The organism is Streptomyces sp. NPDC050164 (assembly GCF_044459945.1).
GTDB classification, from domain to species: Bacteria; Actinomycetota; Actinomycetes; order Streptomycetales; family Streptomycetaceae; genus Streptomyces; species Streptomyces coeruleorubidus_A.
Genome location: NZ_JBITJK010000005.1, coordinates 1 through 14,047, shown reverse-complemented (window position 1 = coordinate 14,047; position 14,047 = coordinate 1). Strand labels below are relative to the sequence as shown.

Sequence of the window (14,047 nt, the reverse complement as noted above, 5' to 3'; positions counted from 1 at the left end):
CTCACCGAGCGCCGCACGCAGACCGGACGGCCCACCATCGTCCGACCATCGCGCCATGTTGCCCCCTCCCCACCATTTCAACCCCAATGTTAGGGGCGATGTGTTGATGATGTCAACAGATACATCGCTACCGATTACTCAGTCATTCGTGTACGGTAGCGCCTACTGCCGCTTGCCTCCTGTCACGATGAGTGGGCGCAGCGACACGTGAGGGGGTTCCCGTCCGCCCGGGCAGGGCAGGACGCGGGAACGTGCGAGGGACGAAGGAGCGAGGGGCAGTGAGCCAGGAGCTGGTCGACGGCAGGTTCCGCATCGGACAGGTCATCGGCAGGGGCAACATGGGGGAGGTCCACCGGGCCGAGGACCTGCACGCACCGGAGGGCACCCCCGAGCGCGCCGTGGCCGTCAAGACGATCCTGCGCCGCCGCACCGGGACGCAGATCGACACCGGTGGCGATACCAAGGCCGTGCAGCGCTTCTCCCGCGAGGTGCGCATCACCCGCAGGCTGCGCCATCCCAACCTGACCCGTCTCGTGGCGGGCGGCATCGACGAGCAGGCGGGCGGCCTGCCGTACCTGGCCATGGAGTTCCTGGACGGCGAGACGCTGCGCGACCTCATCCAGGAGGAGTCCCAGCTGCCGGTCTCCTGGGCCGCCGCGATCGGCGCGCAGATCGCCGCCGGCCTCGCCGCCGCCCACACCGCCGGTGTCGTGCACCGCGACCTCAAGCCGGCGAACGTGATGCTCACGCAGGGCGGCACAGTTAAGGTCCTGGACTTCGGCATGGGCAGCATCGTCGACGATCCGGACCAGACCCGGCTGACCAGCACGGGCGTCAGCGTGGGCACCGCCCGCTACATGGCTCCGGAGCAGTGCCAGGCCAAGCAGGTGACCCAGGCCGCCGACCTCTACGCGCTGGGCTGCGTGCTCTACGAGATGCTGGTCGGCGTTCCCCCGTTCACCAGCGAGTCCGCGTACGAACTCGCCGACCGGCACGTGAACCAGCAGCCGGCGCCGGTGCGCGCGATCCGCGGCGAGGTCCCGGTGGAGCTGGCCCGGTTGGTGGAGCGCCTGCTGGCCAAGGACCCGGCGGACCGCCCTGCCGACGCGGCGACCGTCCGGGAGGCCCTACTGCCGCTCGCAGTGACCGACGCGAGGGCGCCGCTGCTGCCGCACTGGGGTGCGCTCGACCCGACCGTGCCGGTGCGCGAGACAGCGGCCGCCCCGGCCTCCGCCCCCACTGCCGCCGCCGACGACGACGGCGAGGAGCCCACCGCCGCGCAGGGCCCGGCCGCCGGAGCCGGCATGGACGTCTTCGGCGTCCACCGAGCCCTCATCAAGGACTACCGCTCCTTCACCGAGGGCGGCACCGTCATCCGTGACGACCGGATCGCCGACTTCGTGGAGAAGGATCTCGACGAGAAGTCGCAGTGGCCGGACCCCTGGCTGTCGCTCAACCCGTTCTTCCAGGGCGGCGGCACCGTCGTCGAGCTCGCCCAGCGGAAGGTGCTGCACGCCGAGTGCGCCCGTATCTTCCAGGCGAAGAAGACCGAGGGCGGCACCGTCTGCGACGGCCGCCCGCTCACCCTGCACCGCCACCAGCGCGACGCCATCGACGCCGCGGCCTCCGGCGCCTCGTACGTGCTGACGACCGGCACGGGCTCCGGCAAGTCCCTGTCGTACATCGTGCCGATCGTCGACAAGGTGCTGCACGAGCGGGACGAGGAAGGCCCGAACGCCCCCAAGCGCGTGCGGGCGATCATCGTCTACCCGATGAACGCGCTCGCCAACAGCCAGCTGCGCGAGCTGGAGAAGTACCTGCGCGACGGGTACGGCGCCGGCAGGGAGCCCGTCACCTTCGCCCGCTACACGGGCCAGGAGGACGACGAGAAGCGCAAGGAGATCCGCGACAACCCGCCGGACATCCTGCTCACCAACTACGTCATGTTGGAGCTGATGCTCACCCGCCCCGCCGACCGGGCGAGCCTGATCCGGATGGCGCGGAGCCTGGAGTTCCTGGTCTTCGACGAACTGCACACCTACCGCGGCCGCCAGGGCGCCGACGTGGCCCTGCTCATCCGCCGCGTCCGCGAGGCCTGCCAGGCCGAGGACCTGCAGTGCATCGGCACCTCGGCGACCATGTCGACCGAGGGCACCTGGGAGGACCAGCGCCGCGTGGTCGCGCAGGTCGCGAGCACCCTGTTCGGCACGAAGGTGCGGCCCGAGCACGTCATCGGCGAGACCCTGGTCCGCGCGACCCGCGAGGCACCGGACAGCGTCCCGGCCGAGCGCCTCACCTCCCCCGCCGCCCCGCGTGCCTACGACGACCTGGTGCGCGACCCGCTGGCCCGCTGGATCGAGAGCCGCTTCGGCCTGGTCGAGGACACGGAGTCGGGCCGCCTGGTCCGGCAGCGGCCGGCGAAGATCGAAATCGCCGCGAAGGAGCTGAGCGAGCAGTCCGGCGTCCCCGAGAAGGACTGCGTCGCCGCCATCCGCGCGACCCTGGAAGCGGGTTCACAGGCCCGCCACCCGCTCACCGAACGCCCCCTGTTCGCGTTCCGGCTGCACCAGTTCCTCTCCAAGGGCGACACCGTCTACGTCACCCTGGAGGACAAGCTCTCCCGCCACCTCACCCGCTCCTACCAGCTCGAACAGCCCGGCAGCGGCGGCAAGTTGCTGATGCCGCTGGCGTTCTGCCGGGAGTGCGGCCAGGAGTACCTGACGGTGTGGCGCACGGAGCAGGACGGCGATGTCCGCTACGAGGCCCGCCGCGACACCTCGGCGACCGGCGGCCGGCAGGGCGACGGCTACCTCTACGTCGACCACGAGCGGGAGTGGCCGTCGAACGTGCAGTACGCCGTGGACGACCGCCGGCTTCCCGAGTCCTGGCTGGAGCTGGACGACCGGGGCCAGGAGGTCGTCAAGCGAACCTACCGCGACCGGGTGCCCCGCGCGGTCACCGTCGACCCCTTCGGCCGGGAAGGCCAGGGCGAGCTGAAGGCCGCGTTCATCCCCTCCCCCTTCCTGTTCTGCCTGCACTGCGGGGTGGCGTACGAGCAGACCCGCGGCAAGGACTTCGCCAAGCTGGCCACGCTGGACCAGGAGGGCCGCTCGTCGGCGACCTCACTGGTGTCGGCGTCCATCGTGCGGTCGCTGAAGTCGGTGCCCGAGGAGGCCCTCGACAAGGAGGCGCGCAAGCTCCTCACCTTCGTCGACAACCGGCAGGACGCCTCCCTCCAGGCGGGCCACTTCAACGACTTCGTGCAGATCACCCAGTTGCGCGGGGCGCTGTACCGGGCGGCGCTGGACGCGGGCGAGGACGGCCTGCACCACGAGGAGCTGGCCACCGCGGTGACCAACGTCCTGGCGCTCGCCCCCGCCGACTACACCGGTGACACCGACCTCTCCCCCGGCCTCGCCCGCAACGCGGCCCGCACCCTGCGCGACGTGGTCGCCTTCCGGCTCTACCTGGACCTGGAGCGCGGCTGGCGCATCACCATGCCCAACCTGGAGCAGACGGGCCTGCTGGAGATCGACTACGAGGACCTGCACTGGGTGGCCGGCAAGCAGGACCGCTGGGAGACCACGCTCCCGGCGCTGCGGGACGCCGACCCGGCGCTGCGCGCGGAGATCGTCAAGGCGCTCCTCGACGAGATGCGCCGGTCGCTGGCGATCGACGTGTCCTACTTCCGCGACGACACCTTCGAGTCGCTGCAACGGGCCACCGAGGAACGGCTGGTGGATCCCTGGGTGCTGTCCACCGGCGACAAGCCGCGGGTCGGCACGGCCTACCCGCACCCGTCCCGGCCGGGCTCCGACCGCTCCAGCCTGTTCCTGTCGGCGCGCGGCAAGTACGGCAAGTACCTGCGGCGGGCGGACGGTTCCTTCGCGGACCTGGACCAGGACGACCTCCAGACCGTCATCGCCCAGCTGCTGACCGTCCTCGCCAAGGCCGGCCTGGTGAAGGAGGTCGAGACCGCCCCGCAGCGCCCCGGCCGCTACCGCCGTCCCTCGGGCCCGACGACGACCGGCTACCGCGTCGCCGCCCAGTCCCTGGTCTGGCGGGCCGGTCGGGGCGAGTCGGGCGCGCACGACCCGCTCACCCGCACCTACCAGAGCGGCGACGGCCCGCGCATCAACACCTTCTTCCTCAAGCTCTACCGGGAGACCGCCGACGCGCTCGCCGGCCTGTTCGCCCGCGAGCACACCGCGCAGGTCGCGCCGGAGGACCGGGAGAAGCGCGAGGAGGCCTTCCGCAAGGCGGAGCTGAAGCTGCTGTACTGCTCCCCCACGATGGAGCTGGGCGTCGACATCTCCTCCCTCAACGCGGTGATGATGCGCAACGTCCCGCCCACCCCCGCCAACTACGCGCAGCGCTCGGGCCGCGCGGGCCGCAGCGGCCAGCCCGCGCTGGTCACCACGTACTGCGCTACGGGCAACAGCCACGACCAGTACTACTTCCGCCGCTCCGAACGCATGGTCGCCGGCGCGGTCGCCCCGCCCCGCCTGGACCTGGCCAACGAGGACCTTGTCCTCTCCCACCTCCAAGGCATCTGGATCGCCGAGGCGGGCCTGAAGCTGGGCCGCTCCATCCCGGACGTGCTGGACGTGTCGTACCCGGACACCGGCGACCGCCCGGACCCGGCCCTGGAACTGCTGCCCGAGATCCAGGCGGCCTCGTACGACGACGGCGCCCAGCGCCGCACGGTCGACGCGGCCCTGGCCGTCCTCGGCCCGCTGCTGAAGGAGTTCGCCGACACCACCTGGTGGCACGACGACTGGATCCAGGACAAGGTGCGCACGGTCCCCCAGCGCTTCGACCGCGCCTTCGACCGCTGGCGCAGCCTGTTCCGCGCCGCCCTCGACGACCAGTACGTGCAGAACAAGCGCCGCCTCGACTACAGCCTCACCGAGACCGACCGCAACCGCGCCAACGCGCGCCGCCGCGAGGCCGAGACCCAGCTGAACCTGCTGATGAACGAGAGCGTCGACAGCAAGTCGGTCCTCTCCGACTTCAACCCGTACCGCTACCTGGCCTCCGAGGGCTTCCTGCCCGGCTACAGCTTCCCGCGCCTGCCGCTCGCCGCGTACATCCCGACGATCGGCCGTCGCCGCGGCGACGGCGACTACCTCCAGCGGCCCCGCTTCCTCGCCGTCCGCGAGTTCGGCCCCGGCGCGCTCATCTACCACGAGGGCGCCCGCTACCAGGTGACCCGCATCCAGCTCCCGCCGGACTCCTCCGGCGAGCTGACCACGGGCGAGGCCCGCCGCTGCGCCCACTGCGGCTACCACCACGACCCGAAGGACCGCGAGGACCGCTGCGGCTTCTGCGACGAGCCGCTGGGATCGGCCACCTACGGCCTGCTCCACCTGCACACCGTGTACACCACCCGCCGCGAGCGAATCTCCTCCGACGAGGAGGAGCGGCGCCGGGCCGGTTTCCGGCTGGAGACCTCGTACCGCTTCCACGACCACGGCGCCCGCCGGGGCCGCCTGAACGCGACGGTCGCCGACGCGGCGGGCGCGCAGCTCGCCGAGGTCGCGTACGGCGACTCCGCGACCGTCCGCATCACCAACACCGGCCGGGTGCGCGCCAAGAAGGACGAGCCGCCGGGCTACTGGCTCGACCTGGCCGACGGCCGCTGGATGAACGACAAGGACGCCTCCGAGGCCTCCGGCGACTCCAGCGAGCTCCCGGTGATCGACGCCGACGGCAACGAGCGGCGCCGCAAGAAGCGCGTCATCCCGTTCGTGGAGGACCGCCGCAACATCCTCGTCGTCACCCTGGACGAGGCGGTGCCCGAGCCGGTCGCGCTGACACTGATGTACGCGCTGGAGCGGGGCATCGAGGCCGCTTTCGAGCTGGAGGACGCGGAGCTGACGGCGGAGCTGCTTCCGCCGGACGACGGACCCCGCCGCCGCTTCCTGTTCATGGAAGCCGCGGAGGGCGGCGCGGGCGTGCTGCGCCGTCTCCAGGCGGAGGAGGACGCCCTGGCGAAGGCGGCCCGCCGCGCCCTGGAGATCTGCCACTTCGCCGCCGACGGCACGGACGAGGGCGACGAGGCCCACCGCGGCGACCGCGCCTGCGCGCTCGGCTGCTACGAGTGCCTGCTGACGTACGGCAACCAGCTCGACCACGCCCGGATCAACCGCCACACGGTGGCGTCCCTGCTGGTCCGCTTCGCGTCGGCGACGGCGACGCGGGAGGCGCGCGGGGAGTCCCGGTCGGAGCAGTACCGCCGCCTGGTCACCGAGACCGCTCCCTCTTCGGCCGAGCCGACGGCGGTCGAGGCCGCCGCGGCGGCGGAGCTGGCCGAGCGGGGCGACTTCCTCGGCTGGGTGAAGGCGAAGGGCCTGCACCTGCCGACGGAGACCGGCGCCCTCCTCACCGAGGCCAATGCCATGCCCGACTACGTCTACCGGCAGCCGGGGATGCGCCTGGCCGTCTTCGTCGACCTGCCGGAGACGGAGCAGACCGCCCTGCGCGACGAGGACGCCGAGGAACGCCTCCTCGACGCCGGCTGGGAGCCCGTCCGCTTCCGTCCCGGCGACGACTGGGACGCGCTCGCCGACCGCTACGCCGACTGCTTCGGCTCCCCCATCGCCGACTGACCGCCCACCCGCCCCGCGCCCTTCCGCCCCGTTTCAAGGATCTGACGACTGATATGGCACTCACGTACTCCGCAGGCTCCCTGGTCACCGCGCGCGGCCGGGAATGGGTGGTCCTCCCTGAGAGCGAGCCCGACCTGCTGGTGCTGCGCCCGCTGGGCGGCTCGGACGACGACATCGCGGCCGTGTTCCCGGCCTTCGAGACGGTGAGGGGCGCCGAGTTCGCCAAGCCGGAGCCGAGCGATCTCGGCGACCAGCGGGCCGCGGGCCTGCTGCGCACCGCGCTACGCGTCGGCTTCCGCTCGGGCGCGGGTCCGTTCCGCTCGCTGGCCGGGATCGCGGTGGAGCCGCGTGCGTACCAGCTCGTCCCGCTGCTGATGGCACTGCGGCAGAAGACGGTCCGCATGCTGATCTCCGACGATGTCGGCATCGGCAAGACGATCGAGTCGGGCCTGGTCGCGAGCGAGCTGCTGGCGCAGGGCGAGGCGACGGGCCTGGCGGTGCTGTGCTCGCCCGCGCTGGCCGAGCAGTGGCAGCAGGAGCTGCGGTCGAAGTTCGGCATCGACGCGGAACTGGTGCTGTCGTCGACCGTCTCCCGCCTGGAGCGGGGTCTGGACCTGGGCCAGTCCCTGTTCGACAAGTACCCGCACGTGATCGTCTCCACGGACTTCATCAAGTCCACCCGCCACCGCGACGACTTCGTGCGCCACTGCCCCGACCTGGTGATCGTGGACGAGGCGCACACCTGCGTGGTCGCCGACGACACGAAGACCAGCACGCAGAACCAGCTCCGCTACGAGCTGCTGCGCCGCGTCGCCGAGGACGCCGAACGGCATCTGCTCCTCGTCACGGCGACCCCGCACAGTGGCAAGGAGTCCGCGTTCCGCAACCTGCTGGGCCTGGTCAAGCCCGAACTGGCGCACGTGGACCTGGACTCGGAGAAGGGCCGCAAGCTCCTCGCCCAGCACTTCGTGGCCCGCAAGCGGGCGGACGTGCGGCAGTACCTCACCAAGGAGGACGGCCTGGCGGACGACTCCCTCGCCGAGCGCACGGCGTTCCCCTCCGACCGGTACTTCAAGGACGAGACGTACAAGCTGTCCCCCGCGTACCGGGCGCTGCTCGACGACGCGATCGCGTACGCAAGCGAGCGCGTGGAGGAGGCGGGCGGCCAGGGCCGGCGCGAGGCCCGTATCGCCTGGTGGTCGGCGATCGCGCTGCTGCGCTCCATGGTGTCGTCGCCGCGGGCGGCGGCGCAAACCCTACGCACCCGGTCCGCGGCGGCGGTGGCCGCGTCGGCGGAGGAGGCCGACCGCCTGGGCGCTCCGCTGACCAGCGACTCGGCGGACAGCGACGCCCTGGAGGGCATGGACGTCGCCCCGGGCGCGGAGACGGAGGAGAACGCGGGCTCGCGCCTGGCCGAACTCGCAGCGCGAGCACAGGCGTTGGAGGGCCCGGCCGAGGACCTGAAGCTGAAGGCACTCATCAAGTACCTCAAGGCCCTGCTGGCCAACGGCCACAACCCGATCGTCTTCTGCCGCTACATCCCGACCGCCGAGTACCTGGCCGAGCAGCTCGGCAACGACCCGGAGACGAAGAAGCGCGGCCCGCTCGGCGCGAAGACGGTCGTCAAGGCGGTCACCGGCACGCTCTCACCGCAGCAGCGCCTCGACCGTATCGAGGAGCTGGCCGCGGAGGCCGGTGAGGACGCCGCCGCGCGCCGCGTCCTGATCGCCACCGACTGCCTGTCGGAAGGCGTGAACCTCCAGCACCACTTCGACGCCGTCGTCCACTACGACCTGGCCTGGAACCCCACCCGCCACGACCAGCGCGAGGGCCGCGTCGACCGGTACGGGCAGAAGCGCGACGAGGTCCGCGTCATCACGCTGTACGGCGAGGACAACGGCATTGACGGCAAGGTCCTGGAGGTGCTGATCAAGAAGCACCGCCAGATCAAGAAGGACCTGGGCGTCTCCGTCTCCGTCCCCGACGAGATGTCGACCGGCGTGACGGACGCGATCGTGGAATGGCTGCTGCTGCGCGGCCGGCAGGGCGAGCAGGAGGCGCTGTTCGAGACGGAGTCCTTCCAGCAGAGCTTCGCGGACCTGGAGAAGGACTGGAACTCGGCAGCCGACCGGGAGAAGGCGTCCCGTTCGCGGTTCGCGCAGCGCTCCATCCACCCGGAGGAGGTGGCCCGCGAGGTCGCCGCCGTACGGGAGGCGCTGGGCGGCGCGGGCGAGATCGACACGTTCGTACGAGAGTCGCTGAACGCGCTGGGCGCGGTCCTTCGCGATTCCGGTGCTTCCGGCGCGGACTTCACGGCCCAGGTCGGCGGCACGCCGATCGGCCTGCGGGACGCCCTGGCCCCGGTGGTGGGAGCGGAGACGGTCGAACGGGACCGCCCGATCGCGTTCCGGTCGAGTCCTGCGGTGGCGCGTGGCGAGGCTGCACTGGTCCGAACTGACCCGGTGGTGGGCGCGCTGGCTTCGCATGTGCTGAACGCGGCACTGGACACGCAGGCGGACGGCGCCCGCCCGGCCCGCCGCTGCGGCGTCGTGACGACGGACGCGGTAGCGACGCGTACGACGCTGCTACTGGTCCGCTACCGCTTCCACCTGACCCTGCCCTCGCGCAACGGCGAGAAGCAGGTGGTCGCGGAGGACGCCCGCCTGCTGGCCTTCGAGGGCGCCCCGAAGAACGCGGTGTGGCTGCCGCCGGAGCGCGCGGTGGAGCTGCTGGAGGCGCGGGCGACGGAGAACACGGCCGCGGCGGCCGGCGAGCGCACGATGGCCCGCATCCTGGATCAACTGGGCGAGGTGACAACCCACCTGGAGTCCTACGGCGCCGAACTGGCCGCCGAGCTGGACGCCTCCCACCGCCGGGTGCGCGCCGCCTCCGGCGAGATCGTCCGGGGCCTGTCCGTCACGGCCCAGAAGCCCGCCGACATCCTCGGCACCTACGTCTACCTGCCCGCAGCTCCCTCCCCCGTCTCCGCTTCCACTGCCTCTGTTTCCACTGGAGTGTCCGCCTGATGTCCGCCACCACCCGCAACCAGGTGTTCACCGCCGTCCACACCGTCGGCGGCCTGCTGCCGGCCGACATGCTGGTCCGCATCTCCGAGGGCAGGGACGTCCCCGGCTCCAAGCCCGCCGACTACGGCCTGCCATCCTCGCGTTCAGTACGGGACGAGGCCGAACGCAGCTGGGAGTACCTGAAGCCGCTCTGGCGCGATCTGCGCAAGCACCTGCCCGAGGACACGGAGACGGGCGTCCCGGCCACGGACCCGACCGGCCGCGCCGGCACGGACTGGCTGGCGCCGCTGTGGCGGGAGTTGGGTTTCGGCCGACTGACGCCGGTCGGCCCGGCGGGCATCGCGGCCGACTCGGACGCGGAGAAGAAGTTCCCGGTCTCCCACCGCTGGGGCCACGCCCTGATCCACCAGACGGCCTGGAACGCCGAGCTGGACAAGCGCCCGGGCGGCGCGGGCACGGTCCCGCCCCAGTCGATGCTCCAGGAGTGCCTGAACCGGACGGAGGCCCACCTGTGGGGCGTCCTGACGAACGGCCGCCAGGTGCGCCTGCTGCGCGACTCCAGCGCGCTGGCCACGGCGTCGTACGTCGAGTTCGACCTGGAGGCGATCTTCGACGGCGAGCTGTTCAGCGAGTTCGTCCTGCTGTACCGGCTGCTGCACGTGTCGCGGTTCGAGGTGGCGGAGGGGGCGGCGCCGTCTTCGTGCTGGTTGGAGAAGTGGCGCACCGAGGCCATCGCATCCGGTACGCGGGCGCTCGACCAGCTGCGGAAGGGCGTCCAGGAGGCGATCACGGCCCTGGGCACGGGCTTCCTGCGACACCCGGAGAACAGCTCGCTGCGTGAGGACGTCCGCCCGAAGGCCTTGCAGAAGGCGCTGCTGCGCCTCGTGTACCGGCTCCTGTTCGTCTTCGTGGCGGAGGACCGCGAGGCGCTACTCTCGCCGGGTGCTGACGGGATCGCACGCGAGCGGTACGAGACGTACTTCTCGTCGGCCCGACTGCGCGCCCACGCCCGGAAGCGGCGGGGCACGGCACACGGCGACCTGTACGAGGCCCTGCGCATCGTCCTGACGGCCCTCGGTGACGAGAAGGGCCGTCCGGAGCTGGGGTTGCCGGGACTCGGCGGCCTGTTCAACGACACGGACACGGACGCCCCGCTGCACGGCCTGAAGCTCTCCAACGAAGCGCTGTTGACGGCCGTACGCCACCTGTCCCAGGTCCGGGACGGCAGCTCGGGCCGCTGGCGGGCGGTGGACTACCGGCACCTCGACGCTGAGGAGCTGGGCTCGGTGTACGAGTCCCTGCTGGAACTGGAGCCGAAGTACAGCGCGGCCGACCGCACCTTCACGCTCATCGAGGTCGCGGGCAACACCCGCAAGACGACGGGCAGTTACTACACCCCTTCGTCGCTCATCGAGTGCCTGCTGGATTCGACGCTGGATCCGGTGATCCAGGAGGCTTTGCGGCGCGGTGAGGAAGCGGCGTCACGGTCGGATGAGACTGACCCGGCCGAGTCAATCGTGCACGAGCTGCTGTCACTTAAGGTATGCGACCCCGCTTGCGGTTCAGGTCACTTCCTGGTAGCGGCGGCCCGCCGGATCGCCAAGCAGGTAGCTGCTGTACGGGAGCGCAACCCGGAGCCGACCCTGGACGCGGTCCGCCATGCCCTGCACGAGGTCGTCGCTCGGTGCATCTACGGCGTTGATCTCAACCTCATGGCCGTGGACCTGGCCAAGGTGTCCTTGTGGCTGGAGGCGCTAGAGCCAGGCAAGCCGCTGAGTTTCCTAGACGCGCACATCAAGCACGGTAACGCTTTGATGGGCGCACCGCCTGCACTGCTGAAAAATGGCGTTCCTGACGGAGCGTTCAAGCCGATCGAGGGCGACGACAAGAAGTTCGCCAAGGCGCTGGAAAAGCAGAACCGGCAGGAGCGCGGCGGCCAGCACGGACTATTTGATCTGGGAACAGAGAAGAAGGTAGCTAACACCCGCTTCGCCTCCCAGCTGCGCCGCATCACCGCAGCCGAGTCCAACACCCTGACCGAAGTCCGCCGCCAGGAGGCCGCCTACCACGACTGGTCTCGGTCGGCCGAGTATGTCCACGCCCTGCATGTGGCCGATGCTTGGTGCGCGGCGTTCGTGTGGCCGAAAGAACCCGATGCTCCACTCGCGGTCACCGAGGAAGTCTTCCAAAACCTCCAGGACCCCTCGACCGACGCGGCACCGCAGTCCACACATGATCAAATCAGGCACCTAAAGGACCAGTACACCTTCTTCCACTGGCACCTGGAGTTTCCTGATGTGTTCTCCGTACCAGAGTTGGACACACCGGCGGAAAAGTCCACTGGATGGACTGGAGGATTCGACTGCATTCTCGGGAACCCCCCGTGGGACCAAGTTCAGGTTGACGCACGAGAATTTTTTGCGGCGACGCGAGCAGACATCGCAGAAGCTCCAACGATGGCAGCCCGGAACCGCATAATCAAAAAACTGGCCAGCGAAGATCCTGAACTGCATGCAGCTTTTGCGAACGAACAGCGCATCAACGATGGCTTCAAGCACTTTGTTCACTCCTCCGGGAATTTCCCACTCACCGCATACGGTCGCCTCAACACATATTCTCTCTTCTCTGAACTTGCCCGAAATTTGGCGAGCCCACAAGGCACAGTAGGGCAAATCATTCCATCCGGAATCGCCACCGACTCATTCAACCAGCACTACTTTAAGGATTTGATTAACAAGAAGTCGCTTGTCTCACTATACGATTTCCGGAACACCGGATTCTTTGGCGACGTCGCAGGTGCTCAAGGTAATAGGTTTTGCTTGCTAGTCTCCCAATCGGCACCTCATGGCAAACCCCTCAACCTTGCCTTCCGTCTAGAGTCTGTTGCAGACCTTGACGATACAAGTCGACACGTCCGGGTCACTCCAGAAGAGATCCAACTCGTCAATCCCAACACGGGCACATGCCCAATCTTCAGGAGTTCACGCGACGCGCGAATCACAATTGACGTGCACAGGCGACTGCCCGTGCTAATCAACGAGGGCGCCAAACACGGAAATTCCTGGAACCTCGACTTCCAGCTCATGTTTATGACTAACACCGACTCCCACCTTTTCAGGGAGGGTGGCGAACTATGCGAAGAAGGATGGCGAAGGGATGGGAACACACTGACCTCCGGCTCCAAGAGAATGCTTCCCCTACATGAAGCAAAAATGCTACATCAGTACAATCACAGATTCGGCGACTATGCTCTTACTGAAATTCAAGCAGGGAAAGGCGTACGCGCACTCCCCACCCCGTCAATCACCCAACTCGACACTCCAGACTACTTCACGCAACCTCGCTACTGGGTTCCTGAAGCATCGGTTGACGCGAAGCTAACCGGGAAGGGGTGGAGAAGCGAGTGGGTCATGGGATTCAGGAAAATCACTAGCTCCCTGGACGAACGGAGCGTAATCGCGTTCCTCGCCCCACGAGGTGGGGTAGCGGATTCAGCGAACGTGATCCTCCCCGGAGATATCGAGCATGCCTCGGTTCTCTACGCCCAACTGTCTTCCTTCGTTTTCGATTATTTCGCACGGCAAAAGTTGGGAGGAGTGAACCTTAACTTTTTCATCTTTGCACAATTACCCACACTGCTCCCGTCGCAGGCCGAACGTCACGCCCCCTTCGTTAACCCGCGAGTGCTTGAACTTGCATACAGCGCTTACGATATGCGGGGATTCGCGCGCGAGATGAACGACACCGGAAAGCCCTTCCGGTGGAACGAGACTCGTCGACAAGTGATCCGTGCCGAACTCGACGCCCTCTTTTTCCACCTCTACGGGGTCTCCCGCGAAGACGTCGACTATATCCTCGGCACCTTCCCCATCGTCCGCCGCAAGGACGAGGCGAAGTACGGCACATACCGCACCAAGGAACTGATCCTCGCCGAGTATGACCGTATGGCCGCCGTCGGCCTCACCTTGGAGCGCCCTCTCATCGACGGCGAGAACTACAGCTCCACCCTTACGCCGCCCCCAGGCCACGGCCCCCGCCACCCCGCCTGACAGCTCGCCCCGGAGACAGGAGCGCCACAACCCATGAGCAACCCGCAGTACCCGCAGCAGCCCAGTCCGCTTCCGTCGGACTATGAGTTTGCGGCATGGCAGTCCATCCAGCAGTTCAAAGGCCGTCCACTGTCACGAGCGATGAGTAACGCCGGCGAGCACGTGACCAATGGCGTCGCGGCACTCGGCAAGCGTGCCGCGAAACAACTGGAGAACCACCCGCGGGCCCAATCGGCGGTTTCGCGTGGGCAGGATCTTGTTGCTAACCTCGACCTTTCATGACGGTCCGCCAGCTCCGTCGGCGGACCGTTTTCGTGCCGTGGACGAAGGCTGTGCAGGCCCAGGGCCCGAATGTCGCCTC

Annotated in this window: 4 protein-coding genes; all 4 read left to right on the top strand. The window is 68.9% G+C overall.

The window, feature by feature from the left end; all coding sequences use genetic code 11:
• Positions 1-278 precede the first annotated feature (278 nt).
• The 4 genes from ACIBNA_RS09905 to ACIBNA_RS09890 are packed head-to-tail and all read left to right on the top strand — an operon-like array spanning position 279 to position 13,968.
• The gene (locus tag ACIBNA_RS09905) at positions 279-6,611 is read left to right on the top strand and encodes a protein kinase (RefSeq protein ID WP_399164728.1); all 6,333 of its coding nucleotides are present in this window, start codon (positions 279-281) and stop codon (positions 6,609-6,611) included.
• A 53-nt stretch (positions 6,612-6,664) separates the two neighbouring features.
• A complete protein-coding gene (locus ACIBNA_RS09900; RefSeq protein ID WP_399164727.1) occupies positions 6,665-9,637 on the top strand; it encodes a helicase-related protein in 2,973 nt (990 codons plus the stop codon).
• On the top strand, positions 9,637-13,686 hold the full coding sequence (locus ACIBNA_RS09895) for an Eco57I restriction-modification methylase domain-containing protein (RefSeq protein WP_399164726.1): 4,050 nt from the start codon (positions 9,637-9,639) through the stop codon (positions 13,684-13,686). The genes ACIBNA_RS09900 and ACIBNA_RS09895 overlap by 1 nt, the downstream gene beginning before the upstream one ends.
• A 33-nt stretch (positions 13,687-13,719) precedes the next feature.
• Positions 13,720-13,968, top strand: coding sequence for a hypothetical protein (locus ACIBNA_RS09890; protein ID WP_399164725.1), 249 nt, complete (start codon positions 13,720-13,722; stop codon positions 13,966-13,968).
• The last annotated feature ends 79 nt before the right edge of the window (positions 13,969-14,047 follow it).